Here is a 17,964-nt window from a genome sequence, read left to right on the forward strand (position 1 = left end):
TGACCGACAGGCAGGCAAAACACTTTAATTCTGCCTGTCTGCCACCATATAACGCCTATCGTTTTCTTTTCAGACGGCCCCAAGGCCGTCTGAAACCATCTTATTCAGGAGAAACCATATGAGCGACAACGTCCTGCTCCACTTGGGCGAAGAACCCCGTTTCGACCAAATCAAAACCGAAGACATCAAACCCGCCCTGCAAACCGCCATTACCGAAGCACGCGAACAAATCGCCGCCATCAAAGCACAAACGCACACCGACTGGGCAAACACTGTCGAAAAACTGACCGACATTACCGAACGCGTCGGCCGCATTTGGAGCGTGGTTTCCCATCTCAACTCCGTAGTCGACACGCCCGAGCTGCGTGCCGTATACAACGAATTGATGCCCGAAATCACCATCTTCTTCACCGAAATCGGTCAAGACATCGAGTTGTACAACCGCTTCAAAATCATCAAAAACTCTGCCGAATTCGACACCCTTTCCCCAGCGCAGCAAACCAAGCTCAACCACGACTTGCGCGATTTCATCCTCAGCGGTGCCGAATTGCCGCCCGAACAGCAGGCAGAACTGGCGCAACTGCAAACCGAAGGCGCGCAACTGGGTGCCAAATTCGCACAAAACATCCAAGACGCAACCGACGCTTTCGGCATTTACTTTGACGATGCAGCGCCGCTTGCCGGCATTCCCGAAGACTCCATCGCCATGTTTGCCGCCGCCGCGCAAAGCGAAGGCAAAACAGGCTACAAAATCGGCCTGCAAATTCCGCACTACCTCGCCGTCATCCAATACGCCGACAACCGCGAACTGCGCGAACAAATCTACCGCGCCTACGTTACCCGCGCCAGCGAATTGTCCGACGACGGCAAATTCGACAATACGGCCAACATCGACCGTACCCTCGAAAACGCATTGAAAACCGCCAAACTGCTCGGTTTCAAAAACTACGCCGAGCTGTCGCTGGCAACCAAAATGGCCGACACGCCCGAACAGGTTTTAAACTTCCTGCACGACCTTGCCCGCCGCGCCAAACCGTTTGCCGAAAAAGACTTTGCCGAAATCAAGGCCTTTGCGCGCGAAAACCTGAATATCGAAGACCCGCAATCGTGGGATTTGAGCTACGCCGCCGAAAAACTGCGCCAAGCCAAATACGCCTTCAGCGAAGCCGAAGTGAAAAAATACTTCCCTATCAGCAAAGTATTGGCAGGCCTGTTTGCCCAAATCAAAAAACTGTACGGCATCGAGCTGGCTGAAAAAACCGTCCCCGTTTGGCACAAAGACGTGCGCTATTTCGAGCTGAAACAAGACGGCCAAACCATCGGCGGTGTTTACATGGACTTGTACGCACGCGAAGGCAAACGCGGCGGCGCATGGATGGACGGCTACAAAAGCCGCCGCCGTTTCGCCGACGGGACGCTGCAACTGCCGACCGCTTACCTCGTCTGCAACTTCACCCCGCCTGTAGGCGACAAAGAAGCGCGTTTGAGCCACGACGAAATCATCACCCTCTTCCACGAAACCGGCCACGGCCTGCACCACTTATTGACCCAAGTTGACGAAGTGGGCGTATCCGGCATCAACGGCGTCGAATGGGACGCAGTCGAGCTGCCCAGCCAATTCATGGAAAACTTCGTCTGGGAATACGACGTATTGGCGCAAATGTCCTCGCACGAAGAAACCGGCGCGGTATTGCCGAAAGAGCTGTTCGACAAAATGCACGCAGCTAAAAACTTCCAACGCGGTATGTTCCTCGTCCGCCAAATGGAATTTGCCATCTTCGACATGGAAATCTACCATCAGGAAGATGAAGGCCGTCTGAAAGAATGGCCGCAAATCTTGGACAAAGTGCGTCAAGAAGTCGCCGTAACCCAACCGCCGACATACAACCGCTTTGCCTTGAGCTTCAGCCACATCTTCGCCGGCGGCTACGCCGCAGGCTATTACAGCTACGCATGGGCGGAAGTTTTGAGCGCAGACGCTTACGCAGCGTTTGAAGAAAGCGACGACGTGGCCGAAACCGGCCGCCGCTTCTGGAAAGAAGTGCTGGCCGTCGGCGGTTCGCGCAGCGCAGCCGAATCCTTCAAAGCCTTCCGCGGCCGCGAACCAAGCCTGGATGCCCTGCTCCGCCACAGCGGTTTCGACAACGCAGCTTGATTTGAAAATCCGCCGTTTTAAACAGAACGGTTGCTGATTCAAAATTAAAGGCCGTCTGAAATGTTTCAGACGGCCTTTCGGTTGGCACAATTAATGAGGAACAATAAATACGTCCAATCTCTAACAACTTTTTCGGAAGAAACTGAAGTCCGTATTTCAAACCCCAATCTCCCCCGGCCCATCGCTAAAATTAGTTTTTGCCCTTTTTATCGCTGGCGGCCAAACGCATATTGATAAATTCCATCATCAAATCTTTTTTCGTCCAGAAAAAGGATTTCATTTTTTCCAAAGAATAGATTTTCCGAATCATCGCCGGCAATCCTGCGTGAACGATGGCCGCGACTTCGCCATTGGTTGTTTCGTTGTCCATGGCGGCTTTGAGGTTTAGATTGCGCGTATTCAGGTAGTCGCAAAGCGCTTTTCTGACGCTGTGGCTGATTTCAAATTGTTTCATGTTTTCCGTCCATAATGCTTTTATAGTTAAATAGCATAGAATTCTAGCAAGTTTTTTGCATTGTGCATATCTCAATGTGCATATTATTGCGGAATTTACAATTTGGCTTTTGGGTAAAATCATGCCTGCAACACATTGTCGCGGCGCACCCTGTCGGATTGTTTTGACTATTTTGTTTCGGCTTGGGCCGCATTGCGGATAAAATAACGGTTTTAGGTGTTGAGGCCGTCTGAAATGTATTTGTGGTTTAAGCTGTTGCACATATTTTTTGTGATTTCTTGGTTTGTGGGACTGTTTTATCTGCCGCGGATTTATGTGAATCTGGCGCAATTAGAGCCCGGCAGCGCGGAATATGTACGGCTGACGGATATGTCGCGGCGGCTGTACCGCTTTATGTCGCCTTTGGGCTGGGGAACGCTGATATTCGGCGCGGCCATCGGCTTTGTCAACAATTGGTGGGGCAACGGCTGGCTGGCGGTTAAATTATTGTGCGGCCTGCTGCTCTTGGCCTACCAGCTTTATTGCGGCCTGTTGCTGCGCCGTTTTCAAAACGGCAGCAATGTGTATTCGCACCGCTGGTATCGGGTATTCAACGAACTCCCCGTTTTGATGATGGTGGCCGCGCTTTATATGGTGGTTTTCAAGCCGTTTTAATCTTCAGACGGCCTGTTTGGTAAATAAGGAAAGAATTCATGACGGTTGAAATCGAACGCCGCTTTTTGCTGGCGGATGACAGTTGGCGCGAAGCGGCAGGCGAGCCGCTGGTGTTACAACAGGGCTATTTGAGCGTGGAAAAAGAGCGCACCATCCGTGTGCGGATTATCGGTTCGCAAGCATGGCTGACCCTGAAAGGCTATATTTCCGACATGACGCGCAGCGAGTTTGAATACGAAATCCCGTTGGCTCATGCGCAGGCGATGATGGCGGACATGTGCCCGTTTAAAATGGAAAAATACCGCTATCGTGTCGAATTTGAAGGCTTTGTGTATGAAATCGACGAATATTTCGGTGACAATGCGCCCTTGATTGTGGCGGAAATCGAATTGCCGTCTGAAGATACCGAGTTTCCCAAACCGTCTTGGCTGGGCAAGGAAATCACGTCTGACGGTAAATTCACCAATGCGTATTTGAGCAAACATCCGTATTCGTCTTGGACGGAATAACGAGTACAACCCACATACAAAAAAGGCATGTATCGCACATGCCTTTTTTCTTTTCAGACGGCCTGATTTGCCTTACCGATATTTGTATCGAGCTGCTTTCGACATACCGTTTCAAATATCGGGCAAGCCCGTGTATTTTATCCGTGTAGTCTTATGCCGGACGGCAGGCAACCATGTAGTTAACTTCGGTCGAATCGCACAGGGAATAACGGCCGCTCAACAAATTGTAGGTCATGCCCTTGCTGCCGACGGTATCCAATCCGGCTTGGCGGCACATGCGCGCGAGTTCTGCCGGCGTGATGAATTTTTTCCAGTCGTGCGTGCCTTTGGGGACGAATTTCAACAGATATTCCGCGCCGACAATCAGATGCAGATAAGATTTGGGATTGCGGTTGATGGTGGAGAAAAACACCATGCCGTCGGGTTTGACCAGTTTCGCACAGGCTTGAACGATGGCGGCCGGATCGGGAACGTGTTCCATCATTTCCATACACGTTACCACATCGAAGCTGTGCGGCTGCTCGGCGGCGAGGTCTTCGACGCGAATGCAGCGGTAATCGATATTGGCAACGTGTTGAGCGGCCGCATGGGCAGCGGCGGTTTGCAGGGATTTTTCCGCCATATCGATGCCGGTAACGTGTTCTGCGCCGCGTTTGGCCATGCTTTCCGACAAAATCCCGCCGCCGCAGCCTACATCCAGCACGCATTTGCCTGCCAATCCGGCATAGCCGTCGATATAGTCGAGGCGCAAGGGATTGATGTCATGCAGGGGCTTGAATTCGCCGTTTTTATCCCACCATTTATCGGCGATTTGGCTGAACTTGGCGATTTCGCCGGCATCTACGTTGTCGTGTTGATTGCTCATGGTTTGCTCCTGCATAAAATAATTCGCCTGATTTTAGCCGATTGTGCTTCAAAATAAAATGTTTCAGACGGCCTTTGCCCGTTTATCGGCCCTATTTCAACTTTCATCCGTCTGCCCATAAAAAACGCACCTTGTGACAAGGTGCGTTTCAATCGGTGCGGTTTAGAATTTAGCGCCGGATTCGTTGGCCATGTAGTCAACTGCGGCTTTCACTTCATCGTCGCTCAAGCTGCCGTTGCCGCCTTTGGCAGGCATGGAATTAAAGCCTTCGAGGGCGTGTTTGTGCAAGGTGTCTTTGCCTTGTTTAATGCGAGGCGCCCAGTCTTCTTTTTTGCCTACGGCCGGAGCGCCGGGAATCAAGCCGCTGTGGCATGCTTTACAGTTCGCTTCAAAAACAGCTTTGCCGTCCACTTTGGCGGATTCGGCAGGCTTGGCTTCAGCGGCAGGCGCTTCGGCTTTCTCTTCGGGCTTGGCGGCCTCTTCAGGTTTGGCGGCTTCCTCTGCTTTGCTGGCAGCGGCTTCAACCTTATCAGCTGCTTCTTGAGCGGCGGATGCAGTCGCATCGGCAGCAGAAGCGGCTTCGGTTTTAACTTCAGATGCAACGGCTTGAGCAGCCTCTTGAGTCTCCTGTTTAGCCTCTTGGGAACAAGCTGTCAAACCAGCCATCATCATTACGGCAATCAGTAATTTGTTCATGTTCTGTCTTTCCTTAGTTTTAGTTTAAATCACTGTTTTATATAAACAGCTCAAAAATTCTAGCATAGAAACTAATACTTTTGACCTACACTATAATAAATATTGGTATAAATCAGATTTTGTCACAAAAACAGGAAAAACATATTGACACCACCTCTCTACTCGGATAGAAATTTACGCCATTTGTCATGAAGCGCGATAACTTTTATTTTATTGTTCAAGCAGTTACTCATTTTATTTTCAAAGTTTCCTTTAGAATTCAAATTTTTACCGACTTCTCCATGAGTAGCGTCAACCTGAAAGCCATCCCCATCCCAAAAAGGCCGTCTGAACCCCGATCAGGTTTCAGACGGCCTTTTTGAATCATGTTAATAAACATTTGCCGCTTGCCTATGTAAAAGACGCCAGCAGGCTTACCTATTTATAAGGGTATTCATATCCCGACTACAATTTAATCCATTGCCGCCATTAACCTTTTGCCAATGTTTCAGCTTCAGCCCACAATCCCCGCTTCTGCTCTGCCATCAATTTCTTAATGCCGAGTTCCCGTTTCAGCGCTTCACTTTTGTTCAAGCCGTCTGAAACGATGCGCATCTCGACAGGCTTGTTCAAACGCGTGTATTTCGCGCCTTTTCCTGACAAATGCGTTGCAAATCGCTCTTGCGGACGTTTGCTGATGCCGCAATAAAACGCGCCGTTTTCGCACAAAATCAGGTAAACGCTCCAATTTTCCGCGTTCATAAATCCCCTTCCTTGGCAAAACTCTCGGTAAAAATGCGCACGGCAGCCTCGGTTTTGGCAGACTGCACACGATAAGGCGTGACCAAATAAAGGCTGACCGGCGGCAATGTCCATTCAGGCAAAACCGCTTTCAGACGGCCTTGCGCAATTTTCTCCCTCACTTCGCCTCCCACCTGCAAAGACAAACCGAAACCGCTTTCGGTCAGACTACACACTGCGGCAAGATGCGTGCAGGCAATGCTGTCGGCGACGTCGAGGAAATAGCTTTCTTCACCGTTTTGCAAGGTCGTGCGGACGGGCAGGAAGTGCAGCCAGCGATGGGTATGAAGCTGCGCGGGATGGGTAATGGGCGGATACCGGTCGAGATAATCGGGCGCGGCGCAAATCATGTACGGCCACGTCACGAGATGGCGCGCAACCAAGTTGGGATCGTCCAAAGCACGGTCGCCACCGCGTATAGCGATGTCGGTCTGATTGTGTTGCAGGTCGTCCAAAGTATCGCTGAAATTAAGGATAGGACGGATTTTAGGGAACTCAGTTTGCAATCGCGAAAAGGCCGTCTGAAAAGCGCGGGATTTGATGACCGTAGAAGTCAGGGAAATGCGCAATTCGCCGACAGGTTCGGTCTTCAGATTGTCGATAACGGTACGCGTATCGGCAAGGGTGGCGGCGAGGCGGTGGCAGTATTCGCCCAAGGCGCGGCCGGCATCGGTAGGCGTAAGGCTGCGCGTGCTGCGGTTTAACAGCTTGATGCCGTGCAGGGTTTCGAGGCGGTTGATGTGCTGGCTGACGGCAGACGGAGTCATGCCCAGCGCGGCCGCAGCGGCGTTCATGCTGCCGTGTTCGAGGACGGCGGCGAAAACAAGCAGGGGGTTGATGTCTTGCATTTGGAAATAATTGTTTAGTTTAACTTCACAATCATAACAGTAAAACAGGGATTATCAAGCGTTTCAGACGACCTTACAATGCACTCATCTAATCAATCACATCCCTACAAGGAGTCAAATATGAAAATCGCAGTTATCGGTGCAACTGGTTATGTCGGCAACGCAGTCGTTCAAGAATTGGCAGGCCGCGGTCATGAAGTGACCGTTTTCGCCCGCAACACAGACAAAGTGTTCCAAGCGCAAAATGTTGCCGCAGTCTCCGCAGATGTCAACGCAGCAGATTTTGCCGACAAACTGGCCGGTTTTGATGCCGTAGTCAGCGCGTTCAACCCGGGCTGGACCAATCCCAACATCGGCGCGGATTTCACACGCGGCGCAAACAGCATCGTCGAAGCGGCAAAAGCAGCGCAAGTGCCTTATTTATTGGTCATTGGCGGCGCAGGCAGCCTGTATGTGGCACCCGGTTTGCAAGTTATCGATACGCCCGACTTCCCGAAAGAAATTTTCGACGGCGCCAATGGCGCACGCCATCTCTTGGCAGAACTCCTGCCGCGCCACGACGTGAACTGGTCTTTCGTTTCCCCTCCGGCACGGCTAGGCGCAGACGGCGGTTTCAGCGAAGACAAAACCAGCAAATACCGCTTGGGCAAAGACGATTTGCTGATGGACGGTGAAATTCCGGCAGGCATCAGCGTGGCCGATTTGGCAGTCGCCATCGCCGACGATGTGGAAAACAAAGCGCATTTGTTTGAACGCTTTACCGTCGCCGCCGTTTAATCATCTTAATTTAAAGGCCGTCTGAAACCCAAAGTTTCAGACGGCCTTTTCATATTCGGATCGATAGAAATAAATATTTAATTACAATTTTGCTATAGCAAACATAACTAACTTCCGATATTTCAAGGCTTCCAACCTCGTCAGTCCCACCTGCGCGGAAATGACGGCAATAGGTATTGCGTATCGAAAATAAAGTAATTGGGCTATATAAAACAAAAACCACCGTTTCCACCCACCTCAAACGGCAGGCGGTTTTAATTCAATTTGATTTTTCGAGCCCCCACCAATTTCGTTATCTATAAAATCATTGAATTGTTGACGGAACTCCATTGGTCGGGCGATATAAGGAATCGGAGCATGACTACCGCCCGTCCCTCTGACCACTACGGAGCCATAATTGAAAATCCTACCCCAAAAACCTTGATTTACCGAAATACTTTCGATACGGTTGATATTTATCTCAATTGTTTGCCGGCGGATAAAGCCAAACTTAGCGATAACCCTTTTGTTAGTTAAAGCAAGCTCGGTTGTCATTACATTCAATACCGCGAACACTATAAATACGATACCGATTACCCACATCAACAGCAGGATACCGAAAAAAATCCTCCAGAATTGGGAAAACCACGATACTTGCGCTTTATAAACAATACGTTCACCTCGCCCTAAAGAGCTTTCAATATAACTTGCCATTTAACGTTCTCCACATTTAGATATTTTCCAAAAATACGGATTATAATCCGTGGATAAATAAGCGTCAAAATTGGATATTTTGAGATTTGTGAAGACAAATCTCATGAGTAAAATCAGTGTTTTGATAGGTATAAAAATCCGAGAAATCCGCAAACAGTCTAATATCAACCAAGAAAGCTTAGCCTTACTTGCCGATATAGACAGAAGCTATATGGGTAGAATAGAAAGGGGGGAGGTCAACATAACGGTTGATAAACTATATCAACTGTCTTCTGCTTTAAACTGCTCCGTACACGACTTACTACCGGATGATTTGGAAATTAAAAATACTTGAACCGTTCAAGTAGTACGCCCACATTGCCAATCTGCTAAAAAGGTCGTCTGAAACCCCAAAACCCAAAGTTTCAGACGGCCTTTTGCTATAATACGCCCATTAAATTTATCTATACGCGAGTTCTCATGTCCGCAACCCAACCCACCATCGCCGCCATCGCCACCGCCCCCGGACGCGGCGGCGTCGGCGTTATCCGTCTTTCCGGCAAAAACCTGCTGCCTTTGGCACAAACCCTCAGCGGCGGCAAAATGCCCAAACCGCGCACTGCGCTTTACACCGACTTTCTCGGCGGCGACGGGCAGCCGATAGACAATGGTATCCTGCTCTACTTCGCCGCCCCTGCCAGCTTTACCGGCGAAGACGTGATTGAATTGCAGGGACACGGCGGCCCAGTCGTGATGGACATGCTGCTCTCGCGCTGCCTCGAACTGGGTGCGCGCATGGCGGAACCGGGCGAATTTACCAAACGCGCCTTCCTCAACAACAAACTCGACCTTGCCCAAGCCGAAAGCGTCGCCGACCTCATTGATGCCTCCAGCAAGTCCGCCGCGCGCATGGCGTTGCGTTCGCTCAAAGGCGCGTTTTCCCAACACATACACGAGCTGGTGGACGATCTCATCACCCTGCGGATGCTGGTTGAAGCCACGTTAGACTTCCCCGAAGAAGACATCGACTTTCTCGAAGCCGCCGACGCGCGCGGCAAGCTCCAAGCCCTGCAAGGCCGTCTGAAAACCGTGCTCGCCAGTGCGGAACAAGGCGCGATTTTGCGCGAAGGCATGAACGTCGTCCTCGTCGGCGCGCCCAACGTCGGCAAATCCAGCCTGCTCAACGCCTTGGCGGGCGACGACATCGCCATCGTAACCGACATCGCCGGCACCACCCGTGACACTGTGCGCGAACAAATCACCCTCGACGGCGTGCCCGTCCACATCATCGACACCGCCGGTCTGCGCGAAACCGACGACGTGGTCGAACAAATCGGCATCGAGCGCAGCCGCAAAGCCGTCTCCGAAGCCGATGTCGCCCTGATTCTGATTGACCCGCGCGAAGGCGTGAATGCCAAAACCCAAGCGATTTTGAACAGCCTGCCCGAAGGTTTGAAAAAAATCGAAATCCACAACAAAGCCGACCTGACCGGCGAACCTGTCGCCGTCCGTTCAGACGGCCTCGCGCAAACCGGCGCGGACACCGTCATCAGCCTGTCCGCCAAAACCGGTGCGGGTCTCGACTTGCTCAAACACGCGCTGTTGCAGGAAGTCGGCTGGCAGGGCGAAAGCGAAAGCCTGTTCCTCGCCCGCAACCGCCACCTCAACGCCCTGCACGAAGCCGAAACCGAGCTGGAAAACGCCGCCCTCTGCGACAACAACCAAATCGAGCTTTTCGCCGAACACCTGCGCCTCGCCCAAAACGCGTGCAGCGAAATCACAGGCGAATTTACCGCCGACGATTTGCTGGGCGTGATTTTCTCGCGCTTCTGTATCGGCAAATAAAACGGTTTGCCATCAAATACAAAGGCCGTCTGAATGTTCAGACGGCCTTTTTTATCACCAAAACAAGCTTAATTTCACTTGCGTTTATTTATTGGCAGCTTCTGCCATATTTTTTGCGATTTTGGTTGCGCCAACTGTCAAACCGGACATGCCGATCAAAGAAGCCGCAGCCAATTTGATTAATGTTTTCATTTTAACTCTTTTCTGTGTATTTAAGGGTGTGTTGTGTATTTTTTATTTGTCGGCATCAGCCATATTGTGGGCGATATTGGTTGCGCCGACGGTCAGGCCGGACATACCGATTAAAGAGGCTGCTGCCAGTTTAATTAAAGTTTTCATTGTTTGTCTCACTTTCTTGTCTGTCGGCCGAAAAACGGCCTAAGTTGCGTTTTCTGAAGTATTGTAATCAATTCGTTTATAATTGAATTATTTGTGTACTACCGTTTCAATATTGTAGGCGACGCCGAGTGCGGAGGCCGGTATCCCCGACATACCGATTAAAGAAGCGACGGCAAGCGTTATTAAATGTGCCATTTTAAGTAGTCCTTTTTCATAGATACAAAATGTTATTTAACAACATACACATTTTTTCGCCGGCATCTGCGCCGCCGACAGGACGAATCATACCGTGTTAATCGTTAATTAATACGACTTTTTCGTAAAGATAAAATGATAAAAATGTACATAATGAAGATTTTAGTTAATTTATATTTTGTTTTGAAAATGACACCGATGTCTTTTTCAATGACACCGATGTCTTAATTACATATACACTACAAACGTATCTTTCTGCGCCCATAAAATCCCTCCTTTTTTGTTGCAAAATTGCACTCTAAATTAAATATATTTTTAAATTCAAAATGTTACAAAATTATATTTTTTGCAAACCAAATATTCATTTAGTCAAAACCAATACCTTTGATAGCTTCTTTTAAAGAAAACACACGTTTCTAGCGCATATCCGACCATAAAATGCGCTGCAAATATATGATATAGTGAAACATTCTGCATATTGACTATTTCCAGCATGAACAACACCCTAATCCTGACCGGTGCGGCCGCATTTTTTATCGGCGCGCTGTTTGCTTGGCTGATAACACGCTACCAAACCCAAAGCCGACACTTTATTGTTTTACAAGAATTGGCCGAAAGCCGCCGCCTGCATGAGTTTGCCGAACAGGTGCAGGCTCAAACTGCGGCGGACTTGGCGCAAAGCCGCCATACCGTGCAGGAATTGCAAGACGAATTGCAGGAGACAGGCAACCGCTTTGCCGCAGCCGAAAAACAGATTGCCTATCTGCAAGATTGCGAGGCCGAAGCCGAAGCTTTAAAACACGAATGTGCAAAATGGCAGCAAAGCGCGCAAAACCTGCAAATCAACAACGAACGCCTCAACACGCAACTGATTCAAGAACAGGCATTGAGTGCGGATAAAAATACGCTTTTACAACAGCAGGAAACGGAAAAAGGCCGTCTGAAACAAGACTACGACACGCTGTTGGAGCAAAACCATGCGCTGCAAGTCCAAAACGAACGCCTCTCCACACAACTGGCGCAAGAAAAAGCCAATATCGACGACAAAAACAGCCTTTTACAGCAACAGGAAGCTGAAAAAGGCCGTCTGAAACAAGAATACGCCGCCCTTTTGGAGCAAAACCACGCGCTTCAAGTCCAAAACGAGCGCCTCAACACCCAATCGGAAAAAGACCGTCAGGCTGCCGAAGAAAAACTAACCCTGCTGGCAGATGCTCGTAAAAACCTGAGCGACCAGTTCCAAAACCTCGCCAACACTATTCTGGAAGAGAAAAGCCGCCGCTTTACCGAACAAAACCACGACCATCTCCAGCAACTACTCAATCCGCTCAACGAACGCATACACGGCTTCAGCGAGCTGGTTCAGCAGACTTATGAAAAAGAAGCCAAAGAACGCCTGACCATCGAAAACGAGCTCAAACGCCTGCAAACACTCAACACCCAGCTCCACCACGATGCCAAAGCGCTGACCACCGCGCTGACCGGCACGCAAAACAAAACCCAAGGCAACTGGGGCGAGATGATTTTGGAAAGCGTATTGGAAAATTCCGGCCTGCAAAAAGGCCGCGAATACATCGTTCAAGCTTCCAGCGTCCGCCACGAAGCAGACGGCACCCAACGCCGCCTCCAGCCCGACGTCCTCATCAATCTGCCCGACAACAAACAAATCGTCATCGACTCCAAAGTATCGCTGACCGCCTACGTCCGCTATACGCAAAGCACCGGCGCAGAAGCAGAGCGCGAGCTTGCCAACCACGTCGCCAGCATCCGCGCCCACATCAAAAGCTTGGCAGCGAAGGATTACACCGACCTTGAGGGTGTCAAAACGTTGGACTTCGTCTTTATGTTCGTCCCTGTCGAACCGGCCTACCTCCTCGCCCTGCAACACGATCCGAACCTCTTCCAAGAGTGTTTCGACAAACGCATCATGCTGACCGGCCCCAGCACCCTGCTCGCCACCCTGCGCACCGTTGCCAACATCTGGCGCAATGAGCAGCAAAACCAAAACGCGCTGGCCATTGCCGAAGCAGGCAGCAAACTCTATGACAAATTTGTTGGCTTTGTCGAAAGCATGGACGGCATCAATAAAGCGCTTGGTCAGGCTCAATCCCAGTTTCAGACTGCCTACAGCCGCTTGGTTTCCGGTAGGGGCAACCTCATCAGCAGCACCGAAAAACTGCGCAAATTGGGCATCAAAGCCGGCAAACAACTGCAACGGGATTTAGTAGAAAAGGCCGTGTCGGAAACCGAAGACCATGCCGCTTTACCCACCACACAAAATCAAGAAAATAACTGACCAACTCCAAAACATTGTAAAAAAGGGAATTTAACCAATGAGCAACATCACCATCGTCCTTGCTGCCGATACCGGCTACGCCGAACAAGTCCATACCCTGATGAAGTCCATCTGTACGCACAATACAGGTGTCAATTTCTACCTTATGCACAACACCTTCAGGAAGGAATGGATCAACTATACCAACCAAAAACTCGCCGCCAGCGGCAGCCGTCTGAATGATGTCAAAATTGAAATGGACTTCAGCCAATATCGCCGCCTGTCCCATATTTCGGATGCCGCATTTTTCCGCCTGATGATGCAGCACCTGCCCGTCGACCGCGCCCTTTACCTCGACAGCGATATGGTGGTTACCCAGTCCCTGCACGATTTGTTCAACCTCGATATGCGCGGCTATCCCGTCGCCGCCGTACAAGATTCCTATCTTGCCCGTACCGATTGGAACCATCCGACCGGCCTGCACACCACACCCTATTTCAATTCCGGCATGCTGCTGGCCGATTTGGGTCAATGGCGCAAACACAATATCGCGGAGCAACTGCTGCAAACCGCCGCCACCATTGATAAAGCCATCCCCTTTGGTGACCAATGCTTTCTAAACACCGTATTTCAAGAAAACTGGCTGCAATTGGAAGAGTCTTGGAATTACCAAACCGGCGCCAGAAGATTTTTCCAAACATACGACCTTGACGAAATGTTCCCTCTGCCGGATACCGCCCCGCCCATCATCCACTACACCACACGCGCCAAACCGTGGCTGTGCGATTACGGCGAGATTCCTTTTATCGAAGTCTATTGGCAATACTATTGCGCCGACTGGCCGAAAGCGTAATTTCAGGCAAAGAACCCCTCTCCTTCGATTATCTTAAACAACCCGTCATCAAAAACAAAAGGCCGTCTGAAATTATTTCAGACGGCCTTTAAGCCATAAAAAACAGGCAGAACATTCTGCCTGTTTTGTATTCACACCCGACCGTAAAGCAGGCTTTGCCACCCACCCTCAGTCGGCGTTATCGTTATCCGATTAGATACCGCGCAACAATTCATTCACGCTGGTTTTCGCACGGGTTTGCGCATCCACGCGTTTGACGATAACCGCACAGTAGAGGCTGTGGCTGCCGTCTTTGGAAGGCATGCTGCCGGATACGACAACCGAACCAGCCGGTACGCGGCCTTGATAGATTTCGCCGGTCGTACGGTCAAGGATTTTGGTGGATTGACCGATGAATACGCCCATAGAAATCACGCTGCCTTCTTCGACAATCACGCCTTCGACGATTTCAGAACGCGCGCCGATGAAGCAGTTGTCTTCAATAATGGTCGGGCTGGCTTGCAGAGGCTCGAGTACGCCGCCGATGCCGACGCCGCCGCTCAAGTGCACGTTTTTACCGATTTGTGCGCAAGAGCCGACAGTCGCCCAAGTATCAACCATCGCACCTTCGTCAACGTATGCGCCGATATTGACATAAGAAGGCATCAATACGACATTTTTCGCCACAAAGCTGCCGCGGCGGGCAACCGCACCCGGAACTGCGCGGAAACCTGCGCTGCGGAATTCGTCTTCAGACCAATCGGCAAATTTAGTCGGCACTTTGTCGAAGTATTTGTTTACACCGTCGTTGAGGATTTCATTGTCCTGAATGCGGAAAGACAGCAATACGGCTTTTTTCGCCCATTCGTTGACTTTCCATTCGCCCACACCCAAACGCTCGGCAACGCGCAGTTTGCCGGAGTCGAGCTGGTGGATGGTTTCCAAAACCGCTTCACGCACTTCGGGGGTAACGGTATTCGGATTGATTTCGGCACGATTTTCAAAAGCCGTTTCAATGATGTTTTGCAAAGACATGTTGATTCCTTCAAGAGATCAGGGCCGTCTGAAACCTATTCAGGCCGCCCTATTACAAATATTTAACTCGTTATTTTGCCATGTAAAAGCGATTTCGTCAGCTATTAACATGATTAGCGCCGAGCGTTACACGACGGGATTTTGGTTAAGCCAAGATTTTCAGACGGCCTGTTCAAGAGAGTTGAATCGTATTTATTTTCCAACCGGTTTCCCAATCACAATATGCAGACTGTCGATTCTGACGACACGCCGTGCCGATAAATCAATCTTCGCCGCCAATCTTTTGCAGAAGATTTTCAGCCACCACGCGGCATTCGATATTCCGCTTTAACGGTTTCGCGTTCAAATCCTTCAAGGCGGTCTGAAAGTCGGCAAAATCCATCAGCTGCGAACCGAAACGGCGCATATGTTCGGTATCCTGCTGACAGTCTATCAGCGCAACGCCCAAATCCTCCAGAAATGGGACGGCGCAGGCAAACGCAATCTTTGACGCATCGGGACGCAAGGCAAACATCGATTCGCCATAAAACACGCAGCCGATTTGCACGCCGTAAAACCCGCCTGCCAACTGCATTTCGCCTTGTTCATCCGGCAGCCAGCATTCAAACGAATGCGCATGCCCCTGATGGTGCAGCTTCAAATAGGCCGTCTGAAACGCTGGTTCTATCCACGTTCCGTCCTGTTCCGGACGCGGCACATTGGCGCAATGGGCAATCACTTTTTCAAAACAGCGGTTGACCGTTACCCGATACGGCTTGTGGCGCAAAGTTTTGGCGAGCGATCGGCCGATACGCAGGTTTTCCGGCACAATCACAGCTCGTGGCGCAACCGCATACCAGAAAAACCAACCGTCGCGGCTAAACCACGGAAAAATCCCCTGCCCATACGCCGACAACAGCCGCCCCGTATCCAAATCGCCGCTGACGCCGACCAAGCCGTCGCATTCTGCCAAAGCGTAAGACGGGTCGGGGAAACGATAATCCCGTGGCGCAAGAAAAGGAATCTTCATCGTAAAGCCCATAAAGTTTCAGACGGCCTCAAGCTGAAAATGCCCAAGGCCGTCTGAAAAATCAACATACAAACTGCTTAACGTTTGGTTTTGGTTTGGCATTCGCCACATACGCCGTACATATACAGCGCGTGATCGACGATGCGGTAGCCGTTTTCTTCGGCGATTTTGTCTTGCAGCGCTTCGATTTCCGGATTGTGGAATTCGGTTACTTCGCCGCATTTCACGCAGACGATGTGGTCGTGGTGATCGCCTTTGTCCAATTCGTAAACCGCTTTGCCGGTTTCAAAATGGTGGCGTTGCAAAATGCCGGCCTGTTCAAACTGGGTCAACACACGGTAAATCGTCGCCACGCCGATTTCCACGCCCTCTTCCAACAGGATACGGTACACATCTTCCGCACTCAAATGCTCCTCGGCATGAGTCTCGAACAAGTCCAAAATTTTCAAACGTGGACCAGTAACTTTCAAACCGCTGTCTTTCAATTGCGCAATGTTGCTGAATTTTTCCATAATATTCAATATCCCTGTAAGGTAATAACCGTTATAATACGCACTTTCCGCCCGTTTGCCCACTATTGGGCCGTTAAAGGGTGGCAATCTGCCGCCGGTCTTGCAATTGAAAATCGGCGAAAAGAAAAATTAAGAAGATGATTATCGTTTGCTTTTTAAAAATATTCAAGCGATGATAAACATCTTTCCCGAAATGACACAGAAAGGTAAGCCCGTGAATAAAGCCTTATGCCTTGCCATCGCCGCTATTTTAGGTCTGGCCTCATGCAGTGCCGAGCGCGTATCCAACTTTCCATCCTACAAACTCAAAATCATTCAAGGTAACGAGCTCAATCCCCGCGCCGTGGTTTCCCTGCGCCAAGGTATGACCCGCGACCAAGTCCAACTGCTGCTCGGTACACCGCTCCTGCGCGACGCCTTCCATGCCGACCGCTGGGATTACACTTTCAACACCAGCCGCAACGGCATCATCAAAGAACAAAGCAACCTGACCCTGTACTTTGAAAACGACGTCCTCGCACGCGCCGAAGGCGATGCCATTCAAAAATCCATCGAAGCCGTTCAAGCCGGACAAAACGTCGTTCCGACCACCGAAACCAACGCGAAATAAGGAAGCCCCATGAGCGCATTGAAAATCGCCATTGCCGGCGTCAACGGCCGCATGGGTCGCGTATTGGTTGAAGCGGTCAACAACCATCCCGATACCGTCCTCTCTGGCGCACTCGAGCATTCCGGTTCGGAAGTATTGGGTTTGGATGCAGGCTTCGCCTCCGGCCTCAAAACCGGCGTTGCCATTTCAGACGACGTGGATGCCGTACTGGCTCAAAGCGATGTCCTTATCGACTTTACCCGTCCCGAGCCAACCCTGAAACACCTGCAAAAATGCGTGGAAAAAGGCGTCAACATCATCATCGGCACGACCGGTTTTGACGATGCAGGCAAAGCCGCCATCCAAGCCGCAGGCGAAAAAATAGGCGTTGTCTTTGCAGCCAACTTCAGCGTCGGCGTCAACCTGACCTTCCATATCCTCGACACTGTTGCCCGCGTGTTAAACGAAGGCTACGACATCGAAATTATCGAAGGCCACCACCGCCACAAAGTCGATGCCCCAAGCGGTACCGCGTTGCGCATGGGTGAAGTCATTGCCGACGCCCTCGGCCGCGACCTCAAAGAATGCGCCGTTTACGGCCGCGAAGGCCACACCGGCCCGCGCGATCCATCCACCATCGGTTTTGCCACCGTCCGCGCAGGCGACATCGTCGGCGACCACACCGCCCTCTTCGCCACCGACGGCGAGCGCGTGGAAATCACCCACAAGGCCAGCAGCCGCATGACCTTTGCCGCCGGTGCCGTACGCGCCGCAGTTTGGGCAAACGGCAAAAAAGGCCTGTACGATATGCAAGACGTATTGGGTTTGAAAAACCGATAAACCCGCATCATCAGGTTTCATACCTTACAAGGCCGTCTGAAAGCACAACATCGATTTTCAGACGGCCTTATTAAAAAGAAAGC

Annotated in this window: 19 protein-coding genes; 10 read left to right on the top strand and 9 right to left on the bottom strand. The window is 50.7% G+C overall.

What is annotated here, in order from left to right:
* Nucleotides 1-118 precede the first annotated feature (118 nt).
* Nucleotides 119-2,155 (top strand): M3 family metallopeptidase, encoded by a 2,037-nt coding sequence (locus tag KCG54_RS09700; RefSeq protein ID WP_254324049.1) that lies wholly within the window; start codon nucleotides 119-121, stop codon nucleotides 2,153-2,155.
* A 190-nt stretch (nucleotides 2,156-2,345) separates the two neighbouring features.
* Here the strand turns inward: KCG54_RS09700 and KCG54_RS09705 are convergent, their stop codons facing one another.
* On the bottom strand, nucleotides 2,346-2,609 hold the full coding sequence (locus KCG54_RS09705) for a hypothetical protein (RefSeq protein WP_254324050.1): 264 nt from the start codon (nucleotides 2,607-2,609) through the stop codon (nucleotides 2,346-2,348).
* Between the two features lie 234 nt (nucleotides 2,610-2,843).
* Between KCG54_RS09705 and KCG54_RS09710 the strand changes: the two genes are divergently transcribed.
* Together KCG54_RS09710 and KCG54_RS09715 are read left to right on the top strand one after the other, a co-directional pair.
* Nucleotides 2,844-3,263 carry a CopD family protein gene (locus KCG54_RS09710; RefSeq protein WP_254324051.1) on the top strand — a complete coding sequence of 140 codons (420 nt, stop codon included), beginning with the start codon at nucleotides 2,844-2,846 and terminating at the stop codon, nucleotides 3,261-3,263.
* Nucleotides 3,264-3,301: 38 nt separating this feature from the next.
* A complete protein-coding gene (locus tag KCG54_RS09715) occupies nucleotides 3,302-3,772 on the top strand; it encodes a CYTH domain-containing protein (RefSeq protein ID WP_003749055.1) in 471 nt (156 codons plus the stop codon).
* Nucleotides 3,773-3,923: 151 nt separating this feature from the next.
* Here the strand turns inward: KCG54_RS09715 and ubiG are convergent, their stop codons facing one another.
* From ubiG to KCG54_RS09735, 4 genes are all read right to left on the bottom strand, one after another.
* A complete protein-coding gene (gene ubiG / locus KCG54_RS09720) occupies nucleotides 3,924-4,637 on the bottom strand; it encodes a bifunctional 2-polyprenyl-6-hydroxyphenol methylase/3-demethylubiquinol 3-O-methyltransferase UbiG (protein WP_210392312.1) in 714 nt (237 codons plus the stop codon).
* A 162-nt stretch (nucleotides 4,638-4,799) separates the two neighbouring features.
* Entirely contained in the window at nucleotides 4,800-5,333 is a 534-nt protein-coding gene (locus KCG54_RS09725) for a c-type cytochrome (RefSeq protein ID WP_070649437.1), read from the bottom strand.
* Nucleotides 5,334-5,801: 468 nt separating this feature from the next.
* Entirely contained in the window at nucleotides 5,802-6,074 is a 273-nt protein-coding gene (locus KCG54_RS09730) for a GIY-YIG nuclease family protein (RefSeq protein WP_254324052.1), read from the bottom strand.
* Nucleotides 6,071-6,961, bottom strand: a complete 891-nt coding sequence (locus KCG54_RS09735) for a LysR family transcriptional regulator (protein ID WP_254324053.1) — start codon at nucleotides 6,959-6,961, stop codon at nucleotides 6,071-6,073. Before KCG54_RS09735 ends, KCG54_RS09730 begins: the two co-directional genes overlap by 4 nt.
* A gap of 120 nt (nucleotides 6,962-7,081) precedes the next feature.
* Here KCG54_RS09735 and KCG54_RS09740 point away from each other — a divergent pair, with 120 nt between their 5' ends.
* Nucleotides 7,082-7,738, top strand: a complete 657-nt coding sequence (locus tag KCG54_RS09740; protein WP_254324054.1) for an NAD(P)-dependent oxidoreductase — start codon at nucleotides 7,082-7,084, stop codon at nucleotides 7,736-7,738.
* A 237-nt stretch (nucleotides 7,739-7,975) separates the two neighbouring features.
* Here KCG54_RS09740 and KCG54_RS09745 read toward each other — a convergent pair whose 3' ends face one another.
* Entirely contained in the window at nucleotides 7,976-8,431 is a 456-nt protein-coding gene (locus KCG54_RS09745) for a PH domain-containing protein (protein WP_049344311.1), read from the bottom strand.
* A 103-nt stretch (nucleotides 8,432-8,534) separates the two neighbouring features.
* Between KCG54_RS09745 and KCG54_RS09750 the strand changes: the two genes are divergently transcribed.
* The 4 genes from KCG54_RS09750 to KCG54_RS09765 all read left to right on the top strand — a co-directional run bounded on the left by KCG54_RS09750 (nucleotide 8,535) and on the right by KCG54_RS09765 (nucleotide 13,917).
* A complete protein-coding gene (locus KCG54_RS09750; RefSeq protein ID WP_049344313.1) occupies nucleotides 8,535-8,765 on the top strand; it encodes a helix-turn-helix domain-containing protein in 231 nt (76 codons plus the stop codon).
* A 125-nt stretch (nucleotides 8,766-8,890) separates the two neighbouring features.
* Nucleotides 8,891-10,255: a tRNA uridine-5-carboxymethylaminomethyl(34) synthesis GTPase MnmE gene (mnmE, locus tag KCG54_RS09755; RefSeq protein WP_254324055.1), complete on the top strand. Its 1,365-nt coding sequence runs from the start codon at nucleotides 8,891-8,893 to the stop codon at nucleotides 10,253-10,255.
* Between the two features lie 1,027 nt (nucleotides 10,256-11,282).
* Nucleotides 11,283-13,085, top strand: a complete 1,803-nt coding sequence (rmuC, locus tag KCG54_RS09760; protein ID WP_254324056.1) for a DNA recombination protein RmuC — start codon at nucleotides 11,283-11,285, stop codon at nucleotides 13,083-13,085.
* 37 nt (nucleotides 13,086-13,122) lie between these two features.
* Nucleotides 13,123-13,917, top strand: a complete 795-nt coding sequence (locus KCG54_RS09765) for a glycosyltransferase family 8 protein (protein ID WP_254324057.1) — start codon at nucleotides 13,123-13,125, stop codon at nucleotides 13,915-13,917.
* A gap of 192 nt (nucleotides 13,918-14,109) precedes the next feature.
* On the opposite strand, the gene dapD is transcribed toward KCG54_RS09765, so the two are convergent.
* From dapD to fur, 3 genes are all read right to left on the bottom strand, one after another.
* Entirely contained in the window at nucleotides 14,110-14,931 is an 822-nt protein-coding gene (gene dapD, locus KCG54_RS09770; RefSeq protein ID WP_003749076.1) for a 2,3,4,5-tetrahydropyridine-2,6-dicarboxylate N-succinyltransferase, read from the bottom strand.
* A 262-nt stretch (nucleotides 14,932-15,193) separates the two neighbouring features.
* Nucleotides 15,194-15,940, bottom strand: coding sequence for a leucyl/phenylalanyl-tRNA--protein transferase (gene aat / locus KCG54_RS09775; RefSeq protein ID WP_039862530.1), 747 nt, complete (start codon nucleotides 15,938-15,940; stop codon nucleotides 15,194-15,196).
* Between the two features lie 77 nt (nucleotides 15,941-16,017).
* Entirely contained in the window at nucleotides 16,018-16,515 is a 498-nt protein-coding gene (gene fur / locus KCG54_RS09780; protein WP_003682812.1) for a ferric iron uptake transcriptional regulator, read from the bottom strand.
* 151 nt (nucleotides 16,516-16,666) lie between these two features.
* Between fur and KCG54_RS09785 the strand changes: the two genes are divergently transcribed.
* On the top strand, nucleotides 16,667-17,062 hold the full coding sequence (locus tag KCG54_RS09785) for an outer membrane protein assembly factor BamE (protein WP_039862532.1): 396 nt from the start codon (nucleotides 16,667-16,669) through the stop codon (nucleotides 17,060-17,062).
* 9 nt (nucleotides 17,063-17,071) lie between these two features.
* Nucleotides 17,072-17,881 carry a 4-hydroxy-tetrahydrodipicolinate reductase gene (gene dapB / locus KCG54_RS09790; RefSeq protein ID WP_036492678.1) on the top strand — a complete coding sequence of 270 codons (810 nt, stop codon included), beginning with the start codon at nucleotides 17,072-17,074 and terminating at the stop codon, nucleotides 17,879-17,881.
* Nucleotides 17,882-17,964 lie beyond the last annotated feature (83 nt).

Source organism: Neisseria subflava, from assembly GCF_024205705.1.
Classification (GTDB): domain Bacteria; phylum Pseudomonadota; class Gammaproteobacteria; order Burkholderiales; family Neisseriaceae; genus Neisseria; species Neisseria subflava_D.